Below are 20,121 nucleotides of genomic sequence, written 5' to 3'. Positions count from 1 at the left end.
TGAGAGTCTCACGTACGGTGTGAGGAGGGGGAAAAGCCAGAGATAACACCAAAGGCTTACCTATCTCTATTAATTAAAGAAGATATTATTTATGGTTAAGGGGAAGAGGCTAAGAAGTTAGAAATTAATCAGGGTTTTAATAGTGTTTGCAATCAATTTTATTAGCAATAATTAATGTAGACTTATTTATATTGATTTGCAGGAGGGGTTTTAATAAAGGTATAGAAAGATTAAATTAGCATAAGATAATCTTGGGGAAATAATCCAATGAAATACCGATTCCTTCTGGAACTAAGAAGTAAGTTCTTAAAAGGACAATTTTTTTAATAATAGATGAAGCAATTGTTTTAATCAATTAATAAGGAAGTGAGTTAATATGTCGTATAGTACAAGCATTAAATACACTGATTTTTTATATTTAGAATTAAAGAAAGTTGCTAAGCTTAAATTTGAAAAACAGAAATTGAATTCAAAAGAAATTAAGGCTAAAGCAGTAGAAGATAATATATTTCAGTTTGATACAGTGGCTAGAAGAAAAAGAATTGCGAATGCTATGATTAAGAGACTTGAAGTATTAGATGAATATTTACTTCAGCAACTAGTAATTGGAAGTATTGAAACCAGTAAACAGATAACATTATATACCATCTTAAAGACGGATTGTCTATTTTTTGAATTTATGTGGGAAGTATATAGAGAGAATTATCTGATCAAAGAACCATACTTAACTGATAAAAATTTCAGCATATTCTTTCAAAAAAAGAGTGAACAAAGTGAAAAGGTAGCTAGCTGGAAGGAGTATACTTACTATAAGTTAAAACAAACAATTATTAGAATCTTATTTGAGGCTGGTTTTATCAGTGATCAGGATGAAAGAAGAATTGTTAAGCCAATTATTAATTTAGGAGTAGCGGAGCATTTAAAAGATATTGGCGATGAAAAGTATCTTAAAGTGATGTTGTATTAAGATATAGTATGAAATGATGATAATTAAGGAGGGCCAACATGGTTAATATAAATGAAAGATTAGATCAGATATTACCACGAATAAAAGAAGATAGTTTTATGGAAGGTAGAGGGTTAGGAAATGAAATTGGATATTATGTCTTTGATTATGATCCTGAAGATGAAATGTTAGTTAGAGATTATATTCAGTTTGTTAAAGATAAAATGAATAACAATAATTCATATCCAGATATAGTTGAGTTTGACTTATATCAGGTTATGTTAGATATTTTAGAGGATAAGGGCTATTTAGACAAGACAATGAAGATGGAAGAGAGTCAAGGTAGTGAGCGAGTCTTAAAGGCAATTAAGAGGTCTTTGCGTCTGCCTGGGAAAAATAACTTAGTAATTAAGCAGATTAAAGAAAATACTGAAGATAATAATATTGTATTTTTAACTGGTGTAGGAAAAGCTTGGCCAATAATTCGCTCTCATACTATACTTAATAATTTACATCCTGTGTTAGATACTATACCAGTAGTGATGTTCTTTCCCGGTAAGTATGATGGCTCTTCATTGATTTTATTTAATAAGATTAAAGATGATAATTATTATCGGGCCTTCAGACTTGTGGAGTAAAGCAATTTACAGTTTATAATTTACAATTTACAATTATAGGTCAAATTCAAGTTCAAGATCTTTATGGTCTTGATTTTTAATCGTGTATTATAAATTGTGAATTTAAGAATACTCTCAGCTAAAAGAGAATATTGGAAGACAAAATATTTAGTCGTAGGATGCCTTGCAAACATTGATTGTCTAAGGGTTTGTGGTTTTATGATTTTGAATTTCCTACGGGTCTTAAAAAAATAAGACCCTTCGTGAAAACCCTACAGGGTTTATCAACCCTTTCGTGAAAATCACCATACCAGTCCTAGAAACCAGGACTGTTCGTGAAAAACATAAAGACCATATCAAAAACCGTATCCATAAAAACTATATCCACTGTTAATTGTACATTGTAAATTGCACACTAAGACGGGGTGCAGAGAAATTCAGTTATCCGAGAAGCATTGTAATAACAGGTTTTAATTTAGCTGAGAGCATTATTTAATAGAGAGGGAGGGTATTATGAGGATAGAAGAGATGTTCTATAAAGATATTCATCGCGATATAAAGGGAGTTATTAAGGTAGGTCAGGATGATGAAGAGAATATAAAACAAGAATTAGAGGAGTATGTTGTAACCAATGAATTAGCAGAGCATTTTGAGGGGTTTTATAAGTCATATCAAAAAGGAATTGGTGACTTAACAGATAAGATGGGGGTTTGGGTCTCTGGTTTCTTTGGTTCTGGTAAGTCTCATTTTATCAAGATCTTATCTTATTTATTAGAGAATAAAATGGTAGATGGAAAGAAAGCAGTTGATTTCTTTGAAGATAAGACGATAGATGAAGAGACTTTAAGGTTAATGGAAGATGCAGGAGAAGTATCTACAGATGTAATCTTATTCAACATAGATTCTAAAAGTGATTCAGATAGTAAATCACAGAAAGATGCGATTGTTACAGTATTTATGAAAGTCTTTAATGAGATGCAAGGCTTTTGTAGTAGTATTCCTTGGTTGGCTGAATTGGAGAGGAGTATGGTTAAGGATGGAACTTATCAAGATTTCAAAGCTGAATTTGAAAGGATAGCTGGAGGTAAATGGGAAGAGCGTAGAAATGATCTCTATTTTGAAGCTGAAGCTGTAATTCAAACATTGGCTAAAACTACTCGAATGAGTGAAGAGACAGCCAGAAAATGGTATGATAGTGCAGAAGATAATTATAGTTTGAGTGTAGAAAGATTTGCTCAGCAGATAAATGAGTATATTGAAGAGCAAGGTGGAGATCATCATTTAATATTTTTAGTAGATGAGATTGGTCAGTATATTGGTGATGATACACAATTAATGTTGAACTTACAGACTGTTGTTGAAGATTTAGGTACTTATTGTGGAGGTAAAGCTTGGGTATTAGTAACTTCCCAGCAGGATATGGATTCTATTACTGAGGTTAAGGGGAGTGACTTTTCTAAAATTCAGGGTAGATTTGATACTCGATTGAGTCTATCAAGTGCTAATGTAGATGAAGTAATTAAGAAGCGGATTTTACTAAAGGCTGATACTGCTAAAGAGACATTAAAGATTTTATATAATGATCAAGAAGCTGTTTTAAAGAATTTAATTACCTTCTCAAGTGATACAGGGGAGATGAAGAGTTATCAAGGGGCAGATGATTTTGCTCAAGTTTATCCTTTTATCCCTTATCAATTTGATCTATTACAGAAGGTATTTGAAGAGGTAAGGTTACATGGAGCTACAGGTAAACATTTATCAGAGGGTGAACGTTCTTTGTTGAGTGCTTTTCAAGAGTCTGCTCAAGTTTATGCCGGGAATGATTTAAATAAATTAGTTCCCTTTTCTACCTTTTATAATTCGATTGAATCTTTTTTAGACTCAACGGTAAGCAGAGTTATTAAGAAAGCTGAACAAAACTCAAGGTTAGAAGAACAAGATGTGGAAATATTAAAGGTCTTATTTATGATTCGTTATATTGATGAAGTACCAGCTAATGTCGAAAATATAACGACATTGATGATTAGCGATATTAATGAAGATAAATTAGCCTTAAAGGAGAAGATTGAAGATTCTTTAGCTAAGTTATCTAGAGAAGCGTTAATTCAAAAAAATGGCCCTGAATATATGTTTTTAACTAATGAAGAACAGGATATTAATCGAGAGATTAAGAGTACTAGTATTGATCCTAGTAGAGTAGTTAAAAAGATTAGTGAAATTGCTTTTGAAAGCATTTATTCTGATAGGAAGTATAGCTATTCAAGTGAATACAATTTTGCTTTTAATAAATTAATTGATGATCAAGCTAGAGGTCGACAACAAGAGGAGATAGGAGTACAGATTTTAACTCCTTATTCTAACTATGTCGATGCAAGTGCTGAAGAGTTGAAGCTTAAATCTGGAACTGAAAATAAGATTATAATTAAGCTCCCTAAAGAGAGTGAGTTAATAGAAGAAGTAGAGATGGCTTTAAAGATTAGTAGTTACATAAAGAAGAAGAGCGGGACAGCTAAAAATGAAGTTGTACAAGATATTTTAAATAAGAGAAATAGAGAGGTGCATGAACGACAAAAAAGAATAAAAAAATTGTTAGAAGAAGATTTAGGTCAAGCTGAAATTTATGTAATCGGAGAAAAACTTGAAATTAAATCTAATGATCCAGTGGAAAGAATTAATAGAAGTTTTGAGATGTTGATTAATAGTATTTATAGTAAGCTTAATTATATAGAAGAGTTTACTAAGAGCGAAAGCGAGTTAGCTGAGAGGTTAAAGGAAGAGAATATTAAAGTTAATTTGAGTAATGAACGTCCTAATCAGTTAGCAATTGATGAAATTAGAAGATATATTGAAAATCAGAATGCTCGGAACCGTAAAGTAACTATGAAAGATTTAGTTGATAAATTCAATTCTACCCCCCAAGGTTGGAAAGAGCTTGATATAGCTGCGATAGTAGTTGATTTGTTAAAAGAGCAAGAGATAAAATTAGTCTATAATGGTGAAATTATAGATGATAATCATAGAAGACTGGTCAATTATTTAACTAAGGCTAGATATAAAGAGAAGTTAATAGTTAATAAGAGAAGACAGGTAGAGCAAAGGTTGATTAATGGAGCTAAGATGTTGGCCCGTGATCTATTTAGGAATTCAAATCTTCCCGCTGATGAAGATGGGTTAATGGATGAATTTCAAAGGTTAGCCTTTAATGAGCAAAATTATATTAAAGAGGCTCTACTTGATAACTACAAAGGTTTTTCAAAAGATGAATGTGAAGTTTATCCTGGAGAGAACGTATTGAAGGGTTATAGCAGGTTATTAAAAGATATTAGCGACATTCAAGATGCATTTGAATTTTATAATGAATTAGCTGAAAAAGAGGATGAATTATTAGATTATGAAGAAGAAGTAGCTAGGGTTAAAAACTTCTTTGAAACTCAAAAGAAACATTATGACGCAGCATTGCGGACACTTAGAATTTATCAGAAGGATAAAGATTCAATTAATGATCAAGAAGCTACTGAACTAATCGAAGAATTAAAAGAGATATTAACTTCTGATGAACCTTATGGTAAAATTCATTTGATTCCTGATTTAAGAGATAAATTTCATAATAGATTGTTAGAGTTATTAGCCAAAGAATCTGAACCGATTGCAGAGAAGATTAACGAATCTCAAAAGAGAGTTATAGCAGAATTAGAAGAGTATAATTTGCTAGATAAATTAGAGGATAAAGTTAAGCAGGATTGCAATCAACTATTAAATAAATTAGATGAGGTTAATAACTTTACTGAGATCTTTTCTATTAAGACAAAAGCAGAACGTTTTGAGCAAAATTATTTTGCTAGAATAGATAGGGAAGTAAAAAGATTAAGGAAAGAACAAGAAGAAAAAGAAAAGACTATTTCAGTAGATGATGTTGATAGCAAAGGTGAAGAAAGAGATAAAGTTGCAAAACCAGAAAAAGATTACAAGATACGCGAAACAGTTAGCGTTAATTTAAGGGATATTTCACGAGGTATCAATGTTTTAGAATCTGAAGAGGATGTGGAGCAATTAGTAGATAATATTAGAGAGAATTTGCAAAAGCATATTGATGAAGATAAACGGATCAGACTTATATAGAGCAATTTATAATTGATAATTAACAATGTACAATTAAGTTTCAAGATCTTAAAGAGTTTAATTTATGATCGTGAATTGTGAACCGTGAATTGATAAAGGGGGATAAATAAATGGACAAGACTGGAATTAAGAATTTTGCGGTTGAAGCAAGAAAGAAGTTGTTCAGTCAGGTTAAGCAGCAGGCTTTTAAGATAGGAATTGAAGAGGATAAAATAGTTGAACCTGAGATAGAGAGTAGTGATTCGATTAGGATTAATGAGATTTATCTTAATCAAGAGGAGAAACAGCAGCGAGAAGAGTTGATTAAGGAGATAGAAGAGAAGGATTACGAACAGGTGATGGAAGAGGTAGCTTATACGTGGTTTAATCGTTTAGTAGCTTTAAGATATATGGAAGTTAATGAGTATCTACCTACGGGTGTTAGAGTCTTGTCATCAGTTGATGGATCTGAAGCTGATCCAGATATTCTTCAAGAAGTTTTGAATCTTCCCTTAAATATTGATCGAGAGAAGGTCTATCAATATCAAGATGAGGGGAATCGCAAAGGTTTATATAAGTATCTCTTGATTCAACAGTGTAATTCATTACACGAGATTATGCCTTTTATCTTTCAAAAGATAAATGATTATACAGAGATATTATTACCTGACAACTTATTAACTGAAGGTTCAATAATTAAAGACTTAGTAACAGAGATAGAGGAAGATGATTGGTTAGAAGGAGTAGAGATTATTGGGTGGTTGTACCAATTTTATATTTCAGAGAAGAAGGATGAGGTCTTTGCTAGTAAGAAGAAGATCAGTAAAGAAGAAATACCAGCAGCTACTCAGTTATTTACGCCTAAATGGATTGTTAAGTATATGGTAGAGAACTCTTTAGGAAAACTATGGTTAGAATCAAATCCGAATCAGGACTTAGAGGAAAGTTGGGAATATTACTTAGAAGAAGTGGAGCAGGAGCCAGAGGTTGAGGAAGAATTAGAAGAGATTAGGGATAGAGATATTAGACCAGAAGAGATTAAGGTATTAGATCCTGCTTGTGGTAGTGGTCATATCTTAGTTTATGCCTTTGATGTGTTGTACGAGATTTATCAATCAGTAGGTTATATGAAGAGTGAGATTCCAAAATTAATTCTTGAGAATAACTTATATGGTTTAGATATAGATGATCGAGCAGGTCAATTAGCTTATTTTGCAGTGATGATGAAAGCAAGAGAGAAGAATAGAAGAATCTTTAGAAATCCAATCCAGTTAAATATTTGTGCAATTCAAGAGAGTAATAGTATAGGTGAGTTTGAGAAAAAGATGATTAAAGAGAGTGGAGCAGAGAATATTGCTTATTTGATAGATGTTTTTGAAGATGCTAAAGATTATGGTTCTATTTTAGATATTGAGCCAATTGATGAAGAGGCTATCCAAGAAGAGATGGAGATATTAAAGGATAAGTTAGGATTATCTTATACAAAGATTGAAGATAGGTTACAGAAGTTAATTAAACAAGCTAAGATAATGAGTCAACAGTATGACATTGTAGTTACTAATCCACCTTATATGGGTAGTAGAAATATGAATTCTAAGTTGAAGAAATATGTAAGGAATAATTTTAAAAGTAGTAAAAGAGATTTATTTGCTGTATTTATGGAAAGATGTATTGCTTATAATGAGAATAATGGCTATATTGGTATGATAACTATGCATTCATGGATGTTTTTATCTAGCTATGAGATTTTAAGGGATAAAATTATTAATGAAACTACAATTAATTCAATGGTTCATTTAGGTTCAAAAGCTTTTAAAGAAATTGGAGGAGAAGTTGTTCAAGCTACTTCTTTTATTGTTAAGAATTGCTTGATTAAAAAGTATAATGGTAGTTATTTTAGATTGGTAGATTATAATAGTTCCATTGAGAAGAAAGAAAAATATCTAACTAAAGTTAATCATTATATTTTCAATTCAGAAAAATCCTCTAAGATTCCTGGATCGCCAATAGCATATTGGATAAGTGATAACTTAATTAGTGTTTTTGAGAAAGGTGATTCTTTGGGGGAACTAGCTGATTTAAAACAAGGTTTATCAACTTCTAATAATAATAAATTTTTGCGGTTATGGACTGAAGTTGAATTTGGAGATATAGCTTTTGTTATGAATAAAAAGATGGCTAAAGAAAGTGATTTGAAATGGTTTCCTTATAATAAAGGCGGAACATTTAGAAGATGGTATGGTAATAATGATTATTTAATTAATTGGGAAAACGAGGGGAAAGAAATAAAAAAATTTAATAAATCAGTTATTAGGAATGAAGATTATTATTTTAATAAAGGTATTACTTGGTCACTAATTAGTTCTTCTAATTTTGCAGCAAGGTGTTTCCCAGAAGGTATGTTGTTTGATGTAGGGTCACACTCTCTATTTTGCAAAGATAATGATTACTTGTTTTATGCAGGTTTATTAAATACTAAATTAGTAGACGAAATTTTAAAAATATTAAATCCTACTTTGAATTTTAGTGTGGGAGTTATTGCAAACATTCCTGTTATTTCAAATTACTCAAGTGAACAATTAGAAAGAATAAATCAGTTGGTTGGACAAAATATAGAAATTGCAAAAAAAGACTGGGACTCCTTTGAAACTTCTTGGGACTTTAAACGCCACTTACTACTAGAATACAAGGAAAATTCAACAATTATTCAAAAATCATTCAACAATTGGAACAAAGTAGCTGAAAAAAGATTTTATCAACTCAAAGAGAACGAAGAGAAGTTAAATCAAATCTTCATTGAGATTTATGGTTTAGAGGATGAACTAACTCCTGAGGTGGATCGAAAAGATGTTACAGTCAGAAAAGCAGATACGGAAAGAGATATTAAATCCTTTATCTCTTATGCAGTCGGTTGTATGATGGGGCGTTATTCCTTAGATCAAGAAGGACTGGTCTATGCTGGCGGTGAGTTTGATGAGAGTAAATATCAACTCTTTAAACCTAACGAGGCAGGGATTATCCCGATTTGCAAAGATGAATACTTTGAAGATGATATAGTTGTTCGCTTTATTGAGTTTTTAAAAGTAACCTTTGGCGAAGAGAATCTAGAAGAAAACTTAAAGTTTATTGCAGATGCTCTACCTGGCCGAAGTAGTAATGCACGCGATAGAATTAGAAAGTACTTTTTGACGAAGTCTAGATTTTATAAAGATCATACACAGCGATATAATAAACGACCAATTTATTGGCTATTCCAGTCAGATAGCTGGGGTAAAGCTTTTAATGCTTTAATCTATCTGCACCGTTATGATCCTGGAACGGTCTCTAAAATTAGAATTGATTATCTACATGAATTACAAAAGAAGCTAGAAGCTCAAAAGCAGAGGTTAGACAGAGTTATTGGATCTGATATGTCGAGTACAGAAAAGAGAAAAGCTAAGAAAAAATTAAATAAGATAGAGAAGGATTTAGCTGAATTGGTTGAGTATGATGAAAAGCTGAACCATGTGGCCAATCAGCAGATAGAGATAGATTTAGATGATGGAGTTAAAGAGAATTATCCTAAGTTTGAAGATGTGTTAGCTAATATGTAATTCTAAGAAGGCATGGTAACCATGCCTTCTTTAAGATAATATTAAATAGTGGAGTGATTTTTATTATGAATTTAGAGCAAGTTAGAGAAGTATTAGTAGAAAGGTTTAATCAATCTTTATCTCAGGGCCAACAGCGTCAGATAATCTTTTGGTATGATACAGAGGGTGATTTTAGTGAAGAAATAGATCGCTTAGAATTGCCTAATGCTAAGCTTTGGAAGTTGACAGGTGATAATAATTTTGCTACTAAATATCAATTAGAAGTGGAAGATAGAGATTCTAATTATTTAATCTATTCTAGTAACTCTAGACCTGTTCCCCAAGAGAATTGGTTATTAGATATAGTAGAGTATGGAGAAGATTTTATAGCAGATAAGATAACAATTATTATGAAAGATTTTGGAGTAGAGGATCGTTCCTTACGACCAGTCTTTAAAAGGTATAAGAAGTTCTTTAATAATCAGCGGAGATATAATAGATTACAGCGTTATAATATTGAAGATTATGATGAAAGAAAGTTAGATATGGCAATTGTTTCTGCCTTAGCTGGATTGAGAGCCCCGAGTTTAGAGAAGGCTATCCGAAAGATATTGATGGATTCTTTATTTAATAATGATAATAAGTATTTAGAGCGGATTAATAAGTTTGGTGATCAGGATAAGTTTTGGGAGTTAATCGCTGATAAGTATGGATATATTAGCGAGGATAGAGATTTAGAAGAGTTGATGATTTTATTTATTGTAAGTAATTTAGAACATAATTTAGCAACTTCTTTACCTCAGAAGTGGCAATCTTACCTATCTTTTAAGGAGAATAATTGTATAGTCTTTTTAGATCAATGGATGAATCATACAAAAGATAGCCAAGATTATGATGAAATAGCTATTGAGATTGAGAGAAGGCTCAATTTAACAGGCTACCTTGGTGATTGGGAGTTAGAGTATTATTTAGAGTGTGAAACTCTCAAAGGTTTTGATAGAGCAATTATTAATCAAATTGCCGATAATCTATTAAGTGGTGTTGAAGATTTTACTCGTTATCAAAAAATTATCTCACTACGAAGAACTAAGCACTGGTATCAGGAGTTTAAAGAGATCTATGAAGCTCTTTATTGGGCAGTTGAATTATTTAAGCTAGCTAAAGAAAAGAATAAGTTGATTACTCAAGAAAAAGCAGATAAATTTTTTAATAAATATGTTGAAGAGTATCATCAATTCGATAAGGCTTATCGTAAGTTCTATTTTGCTTATGATAAAGCTAATGATAAAGAGTTATTAAAAGAGTTAAGGACTGAAGTTGAGAATTTATATACTAATTGGTATTTGCACGAGTTATCTATTAAGTGGTCTAATAGTATAGAAGAGATTAGTGATTCATGGGAACTTTCAGGTGTTAGTCAACAGCAGGACTTTTATCAAGAGTTTATAGCAGAAACTGTCCAAGATAAAGGAGAGCGAGTCTTTGTAATTATTTCTGATGCGTTACGATATGAAGCAGCAGCAGAGTTTAGAGCACAGATTAATAATCAATTAAAGGGAAGTACTGATTTATTTGCTATGCAGGGTAGTCTTCCTTCTACTACTAAGTTAGGTATGGTCAGTCTATTGCCTAATAAAGAAATTACTATTAAAGATAATGGTGATATATTCGTAGATGGAATCAGCTCTAAAGGTTTAGAGAATAGAAAGAAGATTTTAGCTAATAATGTAGCCGAATCTATTGCTTTAAGATATCAAGATATAGTTGATATGAGCAGAAGTGAACTTCGTGAAGAGGTTAAAGGGACTAAACTAGTCTATATTTATCATAATGAGATTGATGCTAAAGGTGATAACCCAGCTACTGAACAGGAGACCTTTAGAGCAGTAGAGAGGACTTTTAAACAGTTAGATGAGTTAGTTAGAACTTTTAAATATGCTCTGAGTGCAGTCCATATTTATATTACTGCGGATCATGGATTTATTTATCGCAGAAGTGATTTAGAAGCAAGTGATAAGACTGCTAGAGTCAAGGATAATATCTTTGCATCAAAAAGGAGAGTGCTTCTTAGTGGAGAAGAGGTTGATTTAGAAGGAACTTTGAGTATTAATTTAGATTATATCTTTGGAGAAGATAATAGCTTAAATGCGATAGTACCTAGAGGTGTTAATCGCTTTAAGAAGCAAGGAGCTGGACAGAATTATGTTCATGGAGGGGCTTCATTACAAGAGGTTGTCATTCCAGTAATTAAGTTTAGAAATGATAGAAGTGAAAATAGTGAAAATGAGGTAGATAAGGTTGAAGTTAAATTAACAAGTATTACTCGTAAAATTACTAATAACGTCTTCTTTCTTGAGTTTTTCCAGGCTGAAAAGATAGTAGAAAAGAGAGTAGCTAGAAGATTGTATCTATACTTTGAAGATGAATCAGGGGCTAAGATATCTAATGAGAATATTATTATAGCAGATAGTACTTCAGATAAACCAGAAGAGAGAACTTTTAAGGAAAAGTTTACTTTAAGAAATAGAGATTATAGACGGGATAAAGATTATTACTTGGTCATAATAGATGAAGAGACTGAAGAAGTTTATGAAGAGATTAAATTTGAAATTGATTTGTTGTAGAGAAAAATAGATTAATCTATAAAAGGTAAATAATGTTGTAATGGATGAAGCTCAGGATTATAGCCTCTTTCAATTCTGTATCTTAAAGGAAATTCTTAATACCAATATATCTATCAACAAGTAGAATCAATAGCTGTTTTAAATAAGATCGATAAGAGCTTTTATAACAAGAACAATTAACTATATCTAGCAAAAATTAATAAAATTTCAGAATGATACTATAAGATTAAAGTACCCCTCAGGGGTACTTTAATCTTATAGTTTTTATAAAGGGGGCATTGTTTCTGATAAATCAAGTGTTTTTTAAATTTATCTCATTATATTTGACCAATTAAGAACTGGATCATAATAGAGACTATTACAATACTCAAAGATACTATAAAGCCTAAGATTATAGGTGCTATACCAGATTTGAAAAATCTTTTTAGCTCACTTTTTAGTCCAATAGTGGATTGTCAACACTTTTTAAGACCATTTTTTCTCGAACATTAAATTCCTATATTCAACAGGTGTAAGATAATCAAGTGAACCATGAATCCTGTGGTTATTATACAAGTTGACATAATCAAAGAACCCATATTCCAATTCTTCAAAGCTATTAAATTTTTTATTAAATGCAAACTCAGTTTTAACTACTTTAAAAGCTGCTTCTGCTACTGCATTATCATAAGGACAAACTTTTTCACTTAAAAATCGTTCAATAGCGAAGGTGTTTAAAATTTGATCTATTAATTTATTTTTAAATTCATCATTATAACGTTTGGACATAATATTTCCCCCGATTTAATTTATATTGTTTTATTATGTCATGTCCGAGGAAAAATTGTATAATTAATTATAACCTATCTAATTATTTTAAACATATTCTTTAAAAAACATAAAAATATTTGATGAATTTAAAAGTTTTAACATTATACAAATCAAATAGAAAACGTTTTTAGAATGAGAAAGTGATTTTATAGCTTCAAGTTTAATAGTTTAAATATCTAACTTAGGTTATTAATTTGAATATCGGTAAATATAATATAGAGTGGTTTAGGAGTTAATGAAGATTAATTTTGTAATGGTTTGTTGAAAAAATTGTAAAAAATCACTTGACAAACAAAGTATAAAATGGTATTATTTAATTAAATAAAAACGCTTTCTGAAAACATTTCCATAAAAAATTCAGAATATATTTAATTTTTAGGAAGATAAGGGGGAGGGTTTAAAGGATCAATTTAGATTCAAAAACAAGTTGATGATTGGGTAATATTTTGATTAGAGAAAATAAGGTCAAGCGGAGGTTAAAAGGTGGATTTCTGTTATTGGAATATTTATTAAGGTGAATAATCAAGTATCAATAGAGGTTTTAGGATTAGCCAGAAAGGAGGTTAGAGTTATGAAAAATGTGAATTTGAGTACTCTCAGCTAGAAGAAAATATTGGAAGACAAAACATTTAGTCGTAGGATACTTTGTAAATATTGATGAGTTTAGTGTTTTGAATGTGTGATTTTGAATTTTAACTATCAATTGTAAATTGTACATTAAGACGGGGGTGCAGAGAAATTTAGTTATCTGCGAAGTATTGTAATGACAGGCTTTAATTTAGCTGAGAGCATTAAATAGTAAATTAGGGGGGAAATAATGAATAAAAATAATTATAGAAAAATTATTGGTGTGTTGATGCTTCTGTGTTTTATTATGATGTGTCCACCTTTTTATAATTTAGCTAATCAACCTATATTATTATTTGGGGTGCCTATGTTTATCCTTTGGAATTTATTTTTTGGGGTAGCACTGACATGTCTTTTGGTAGTGTTATTTGTATTAGATGAAAAATACGAAAATAAAGGGGATGAGAAAAAATGATTGATACATCTTTGGTTTCTGGTGGTCTTTCAGGAATTCCTTTTGTTATGATGGGGATATATATTGTTACAGTGGCATACCTTTCGATTAAGTCGATTGTCGCTGAAAAAAATAGAGATGTTGAAGTTACATTTGAAGAATATTATACAGCAAGCAAAACAATGCCCGGTTTTATTGTAGCACTTTTGATATTAGTTACATTTTATTCTGGATCAACTTTTACTGGGAAAGTTGGGTTTGTTGTTGAGTATGGATTAGCAGGAGGAATGTTTTATATAGCTGCTTGTGTAGGAGCTGGTATTGCATTTTACTTTTTAGGTGAAAAAGTATGGCCACTAGCTAAAAAATATAGAATATCAACTTTAGCAGATTTAATGGAATTAAGATATCAGAGTAAAAAAATCAAGGTTATAATTTCAGCGGTACTTGTTTCATTTAATTTAATATGGCTTATACTTGAAATGCTAACCTTAGGATTTATATTTAATTTGATATCTGGTGGAGCAATTTCTCAAACAGTTGGTTCGTTTATAGGAATGATTTTAATAGTGACTTATGTTACTACTGGTGGAATCAAATCTGTTGCTTCAGTAGATAGTTTTTCAGCATTAGTTATGTTATTTGGTTCTATAACTGCAATGATTTTCTTGATAATTAGATTTTATGACGCTAACATATTTTATATGTTTAATGTGCTTCATGAAACTGCTCCTCAAGCTCTTACTGTTCCATCATCAGGTGAAGTTGGATGGCAAGTTTATATAAGTTATATATTCTTGGTTTTGCTTACTTTGATGTTATATCCATCAAATTATATGAGCATATGTTTGGGTAAAAGTTTAAGAGAAGTAAGAAAATCAGCTATTGCAACTTGTTTTTCAGGTTTGTGGAATATGGTTTTTATTCTTATATCTTTAGCAGGTATAGGACTTGTGGGAGTTTCAGGATTAGGGTTTGAACAGTTTGCAGATTCGGAGACTGCATTACTTGAAATGGCGCAATTAACAGGTAGTAGTGTGTTTTTTGGACTTGTAACTACTTTCATGTTTGCGGCTACTTTAGGAACTGTAGATAGTACGATAATGGGTTTATCCGGGGTGATCTCGAATGATATTATTACAGGTTTTAGAAGAATAAGGAATGATAAGAAATGTATAGGCTCATCTAAGGATAGAGAAAGTATTAAAGAGCGTGTAACTGTAAATGCAAAAAAAGAAGTTAGGATTACAAGGATATGTGCCGTAGTTTTATCATTTACAGCTTTCGCTTTAGGGACCAGAAGATTGCCAATGATGTTAGTAATGGTAGCTTATGCAGGAGAAGGTATAATGCAGTTGGCTCCTTTAGTATTGGGTGGTCTATTCTGGAAAAAATCAACCTCTCAAGGTGCTTATGCTAGTATAATTGTAGGTTTAGTTTCATATTTCATCTTCCACAATATAGGATTTAAGCCTTTTGGTGGAATTATGCCTGGGTTTCCTGCTTTAGCTCTTAATAGTATAGTATTTATTGTTGTATCAAAATTAACAGCAGAGAAATATTATTCTGATTATTTAAAGAAATATGATCATATATTTAAGGATTTCTTCATTAAAGGTAAAGTTATGAGAGATTTAAATAATGATGAAATTAGTGATACTATAGATGAGATGTCAGTAGAAGCTTAAGTTATAAATGAAAAGTTATATATTGAGATATTTAAAAGAGATAGTTCAGCAAACTTGGGATTAAGGGTTGTTAGAAAAAGAAATGTAAATTTTAGTTAGATTATGAGAAGGAATGGTAGCTTATTGTTGTTTTTAATTTTTTGATTAATTTAAACATTTAGTTAACTGTATTAAAAAAAGAAAGCTCTATATAAATAAAATATTGACAATATTGATAATATATGATATTGTTTAAGTAATCTAAAAACGTTTTCTGAAAACATTTTTAGAAAACGTTTAAATTTCAAAAAGAGGAGATGGTGAAAAAATGGTAATTAAAGTTAAAGATGTACCAGGGGTAAGGGTTCCAGAACCTAATAATCGAATTCTTAAAACATTGATGTGTCCAGAATTGGGAAATTGTGATGATCATACAATCTTAATCTCGATTATTGAACGTAACTCTTCAACAGGATTACATACTCATGAAGCAGATGAGTATATGTATGTAGCTACAGGTTATGGTGAGTCTATAACAATTGAAGATGGTGAGGAGATTGTTGAAGAAGTTGAACCTGATTCATTAATTTTTGCTCCCAAAGATGTAGAACATAACATACGTAACACAGGCGATGAAAGTTTAAAATTATTCTGTGTTTATACTCCAGCTATTGAGGCAACAGGAAAGTTCAAGGAATCAATAGATGTACAAAAATAGAAAGTATGCTCTATGTTATAGACAAAATGACAGAGAAAAAATAGTAGTCTTTAACATTTGAAAATTAAAAAAGTTAATAGGAGGGCTATTGTGATTAGGCAAAATAAAGTAAAGAAGAAAATAAAAGATGGTAAACCTGTCATAGGTACATTTGTTAAGATGAATGAACCAGCATCAGTAGAGATTTTAGGATTAGCCGGATTTGATTTTTTTGTAGCAGATAATGAACATATATCGAGAGATAAAGAGACGATGGTAAATATGATTCGAGCTGCTGAAGTTACAGAAATAACACCAATTATTAGGGTGAGAGAGAATAGCTTTATAGAAATATTACAGGCATTAGATGCTGGAGCATTAGGAGTACAGGTGCCAAATGTAGATACCAAAGAAGGTGTTGAAGAGGTAATCCGAAGTGCTAAATATGCTCCTAAGGGCCAACGTGGTTTTTCTCCTGGTAATCGTTCAGCTGGATATGGAACTATGAATAAGCAAGAATTTGTTAAAGAAGCTAACGAACAGACATTAGTTATCTGTCACTGTGAAACTGAAACTTCCATGAATAACTTAGATCAGATTTTACTTGAAGATGAATTGGATGTGATCTTTATTGGGCCAATGGATTTATCGCAATCATTAGGGATTATTGGTCAAGGAGATCACCCTAAATTATTAGAGAGTATAGATTCTATTATTGAAAAGGTATTAGCAGCTGGTAAAGACGTAGGAATGGTAGCACCTAATCCAGCTAAGGCTAAAGAATTGATAGCAAAAGGAGTAAATTACGTGATGATTGGTACCGACCATGGTATGCTCGGTTCAAAAGCGCGAGATTTTGTTGCAGAGATGAAAGAAGACTAATAATGAGGCATTTGGTTAGTGGAAGGAGATTATAAGATGAAAAAGGTTTTATTAACTGAGCCAATTCATAAAGCAGGAGTTAAGATTTTAGAAGAAATAGCGGAAGTAGTCTTGGCTTCTGATTATAAGCCGGAAACTTTAGTTAAAGAAGCTGCTGACTGCCATGGGATTATTATTCGTAAGGCTGAAATTCCTGAAGAAGTAATTAGAACTGCTCCGCAATTGGAAGTAATCGCTAAGCATGGTGTTGGTGTCGATAATATTGATCTTGAGACAGCAACTGAAAGGGGAGTAATGGTGGTTAATGCTCCCTACTCTAATATTTATTCTGTAGCTGAACATACGTTAACGATGATTCTTGCTGTAGCTAAGAACTTGGTAGTAATGGATACTGAAGTAAGGCAAGGTCGATTTTACTCTCGAGATAAGATAATTGGTACTGAACTTAAGGGTAAAACAGTCGGGGTTATCGGTATGGGTCGAATTGCTCTTATTTTGGCTAAAATGCTACAGGCACTTGATCTAAAAGTTATTGCCTATGATCCTTATGCCGATCCAGTCGAAGCTGAAGAGGCAGGAATTGAGTTGATTGATACTTTAGAAGCGATTTATTCTAGAGCAGATATTATTTCATTACATCTACCTTTAACTGAGGAGACAGAAGGTATGATCGATCAGAATTCTTTTTCTAAGATGAAAGAAAGTTCCTTCTTTATTAATGCTGCCCGCGGAGCCATTGTTGATGAAAAAGCTTTGTATCAAGCACTGCAGAGTGGAGAGATTAAAGGTGCTGCGTTAGATGTCTATACTAATAATCCACCTGCATCTGATAATCCATTATTTAAATTAGATAATGTAATTTGTTCTCCCCATAATGCAGCATTAACAGAAGAATCAAAGATTAAAATGGCTACTCATGCTGCTCAGGGAGTAGTTGATTGTCTTAATGGCAAAAAACCTGAATACTTAGTTAACCCAGAAGTTATAAAAAATAATTAATATCGAGAGACTATATAACAGGAGGTTTTAAAATGTCTGAACTTACTTCTCGAGAGAGGGTTATAAAAGCATTAAATCATGAAGAAACAGATAGGGTTCCAATAGATATTGGAGGTATCTATAATCTAACTACACTTCACAGAGATGCTTATGTAAATCTAATGGAATATTTAGGTTATGAGTCTGATGAGGTAGAAATAGCATATTTTAATTCTCAATCTGTAATAGTAGATGAAAGAATTAGAGAGAGGTTTAAATCAGATTGTTACCCTCTCCATCCAATTGGCCCAGCTGATTGGGAGTTGAAGTTACAACAGGATGAGAATGGGAAGAAGTGGTACAAGGATGAATTCGGTATTAAATGGCAGACATCAGGTCTTTATTATGATCCGGTTGAACCACCGCTAAAAGATTGTACATTAGAAGATATTGATAATTATCCCTGGCCTGATCCTAAAGATCCAAGTAGGGTAGAAGATTTAAAAGCTGAAGCTAAAAAGATTTATGAAGAGACAGACTATGCTCTAGTATTAAGTGGCCCCTTAGGTGGAGGAATTTATGTACCGGCTTCTTGGTTTTTAGGATACCAGGATTTCTTGATAAAGATGATTACTGATCCCGAAATTGTTACAGCCTTAATCGATAAAATGGTTCAATTTCATTTAGGGTGGTGGGAGTTAGTTCTTGATGAAATTGGAGATTATATCCAAGTGGTTGTTTTATCCGATGATTTGGGGACTCAAGAAGCACCTTTAATGAATCCAGAAATGTATCGAAAATATATTAAACCAGCTCAAAAAGAGGTAATTTCTTTTATTAAATCAAGAGCTGATGTTAAAGTCGTCTATCATTGTGATGGAGCGATTAATGACTTTTTACCTGACTTAATAGATTTAGATGTTGATGCATTGAATCCAGTTCAAGTTTCTGCTGCAGGAATGGATGATACTGCTCGTCTTAAACAAGAATTTGGTGATCAATTAAGTTTTTGGGGTGGGACTTGTGGTGGTCAAGGTGTATTAGCAGAAGGAACTCCAGAAGAGATTAGACAAGAGGTCAAAAAGAGGGTTGATCATTTAGCTGCTGGAGGAGGGCTAGTCTTAGCTTCAATCCACAATATTCAAAAGGATGTTCCACCGGAAAATATAGTAGCATTTTATGATGCTTTATATGAATATGCTTGCTTAGCTTATCAAGGTTAGTTCAAATTGAAAATTTCAGAATAATGGTATTCTTATCAAAAGTGTAAAAGGTGGTGAAATTTATGAGTGATAATAATTTATATCAGTTTAGTCAAGAAGAAGGATATGAAAGTGTTATTAATTCTGATAACTCACAATTAAAATATTTAGGTTTTGATCGTATTTTCTTAAAAGCAGGAAATAGCTTAGAACGTGAGATAACAGGAGAAGAAATAGTTATAGTATTACAAAGTGGTGATTTTACAGCTACTGTTGAATGTCAAGATGGTTCTGGTTTTGATCATATAAATGGAGTAAGGAGTAATGTCTTTGCTGGGCTTCCGACAGCTATTTATCTCCCTCCTCAAAGCAAGATAAAGTTGAAAACAGAGCAAGGGATGGAAGCATTAGTTTATTCTGCTCCTTGTCAACAAGGAGGGTCAGCTCATTTTATTGAACCTAAAGATATTACTGAAAAGACGAGTGGAGCCCTTAATTGGCGTAGAAAAGTAAGGCTTATTTATGGCCCTGAATCATCAGTAACACAAAAATTGATTGTTGGAGAATCTATCTCTAATCCTGGTGGTTGGATTGGATTTCCAGCTCATAAGCATGATACTAAAAGTGAAAGTGAATATCCATTGGAAGAGATTTTTTCTTTCAAATTGCATGGAGCACATGGGGCTTTTGCTTATCATCATAGCTATGACTATGAAGCAGGTTGGGATGAAAGCTATTTAATTGATAGTAATGATCTTGCAGTAGCAATCCCTAAAGGATATCATACATCTCAAGCAGTACCTGGTTGTCGTTATTACTTATTATGGGGACTTGCTGGTAAGAAGAAGGTTTACAAATTAACTTTTGATCCTCGTTTTCAATGGTTATCAGATGCAGAAACTTTATTTGAAGATAGTGTCGGAAAGAATTTGACTGATGTAATGGTAGGAAAGGCTGAATAATTAAAATAAATGAGTACTCTCAGCTAAAAGGAAATATTGGAAGAC

The 20,121-nt window shown here is 31.9% G+C and carries 12 protein-coding genes and 1 pseudogene; 12 read left to right on the top strand and 1 reads right to left on the bottom strand.

Annotated elements, in window-relative coordinates:
* The first annotated feature begins 376 nt into the window (after window positions 1-376).
* From MWH25_RS06700 to pglZ, 5 genes are all read left to right on the top strand, one after another.
* Window positions 377-967 carry a DUF1819 family protein gene (locus MWH25_RS06700; RefSeq protein ID WP_248626877.1) on the top strand — a complete coding sequence of 197 codons (591 nt, stop codon included), beginning with the start codon at window positions 377-379 and terminating at the stop codon, window positions 965-967.
* Between the two features lie 38 nt (window positions 968-1,005).
* Window positions 1,006-1,584, top strand: a complete 579-nt coding sequence (locus tag MWH25_RS06695; RefSeq protein ID WP_248626876.1) for a DUF1788 domain-containing protein — start codon at window positions 1,006-1,008, stop codon at window positions 1,582-1,584.
* Between the two features lie 492 nt (window positions 1,585-2,076).
* Window positions 2,077-5,682 carry a BREX system P-loop protein BrxC gene (brxC, locus tag MWH25_RS06690; RefSeq protein WP_248626875.1) on the top strand — a complete coding sequence of 1,202 codons (3,606 nt, stop codon included), beginning with the start codon at window positions 2,077-2,079 and terminating at the stop codon, window positions 5,680-5,682.
* A 110-nt stretch (window positions 5,683-5,792) separates the two neighbouring features.
* A complete protein-coding gene (gene pglX / locus MWH25_RS06685; protein WP_248626874.1) occupies window positions 5,793-9,254 on the top strand; it encodes a BREX-1 system adenine-specific DNA-methyltransferase PglX in 3,462 nt (1,153 codons plus the stop codon).
* A 65-nt stretch (window positions 9,255-9,319) separates the two neighbouring features.
* Window positions 9,320-11,857, top strand: a complete 2,538-nt coding sequence (gene pglZ, locus MWH25_RS06680; protein ID WP_248626873.1) for a BREX-1 system phosphatase PglZ type A — start codon at window positions 9,320-9,322, stop codon at window positions 11,855-11,857.
* Window positions 11,858-12,322: 465 nt separating this feature from the next.
* Here pglZ and MWH25_RS06675 read toward each other — a convergent pair.
* Window positions 12,323-12,607, bottom strand: a pseudogene (locus MWH25_RS06675) (IS3 family transposase); the annotation flags it as partial.
* Window positions 12,608-13,484: 877 nt separating this feature from the next.
* Here MWH25_RS06675 and MWH25_RS06670 point away from each other — a divergent pair.
* The 7 genes from MWH25_RS06670 (at window position 13,485) to MWH25_RS06640 (ending at window position 20,076) form a co-directional block, all read left to right on the top strand.
* On the top strand, window positions 13,485-13,709 hold the full coding sequence (locus MWH25_RS06670) for a hypothetical protein (protein ID WP_248626872.1): 225 nt from the start codon (window positions 13,485-13,487) through the stop codon (window positions 13,707-13,709).
* A complete protein-coding gene (locus tag MWH25_RS06665) occupies window positions 13,706-15,376 on the top strand; it encodes a sodium:solute symporter family protein (RefSeq protein ID WP_248626871.1) in 1,671 nt (556 codons plus the stop codon). The genes MWH25_RS06670 and MWH25_RS06665 overlap by 4 nt, the downstream gene beginning before the upstream one ends.
* A 307-nt stretch (window positions 15,377-15,683) precedes the next feature.
* Window positions 15,684-16,073, top strand: coding sequence for a cupin domain-containing protein (locus MWH25_RS06660; protein ID WP_248626870.1), 390 nt, complete (start codon window positions 15,684-15,686; stop codon window positions 16,071-16,073).
* A gap of 90 nt (window positions 16,074-16,163) precedes the next feature.
* Window positions 16,164-16,934, top strand: coding sequence for an HpcH/HpaI aldolase family protein (locus MWH25_RS06655; RefSeq protein WP_248626869.1), 771 nt, complete (start codon window positions 16,164-16,166; stop codon window positions 16,932-16,934).
* Window positions 16,935-16,970: 36 nt separating this feature from the next.
* Window positions 16,971-17,933, top strand: a complete 963-nt coding sequence (locus MWH25_RS06650; RefSeq protein ID WP_248626868.1) for a hydroxyacid dehydrogenase — start codon at window positions 16,971-16,973, stop codon at window positions 17,931-17,933.
* Window positions 17,934-17,965: 32 nt separating this feature from the next.
* Complete coding sequence (locus MWH25_RS06645) at window positions 17,966-19,135, top strand: uroporphyrinogen decarboxylase family protein (protein ID WP_248626867.1); 1,170 nt, start codon at window positions 17,966-17,968, stop codon at window positions 19,133-19,135.
* Window positions 19,136-19,197: 62 nt separating this feature from the next.
* Window positions 19,198-20,076 carry a 5-deoxy-glucuronate isomerase gene (locus MWH25_RS06640; RefSeq protein ID WP_248626866.1) on the top strand — a complete coding sequence of 293 codons (879 nt, stop codon included), beginning with the start codon at window positions 19,198-19,200 and terminating at the stop codon, window positions 20,074-20,076.
* The last annotated feature ends 45 nt before the right edge of the window (window positions 20,077-20,121 follow it).

It is taken from the genome of Natroniella acetigena, assembly GCF_023227745.1.
In the GTDB taxonomy this organism is placed as follows: Bacteria; Bacillota; Halanaerobiia; order Halobacteroidales; family Halobacteroidaceae; genus Natroniella; species Natroniella acetigena.
This window is presented reverse-complemented; position numbering and strand designations above follow the sequence as displayed.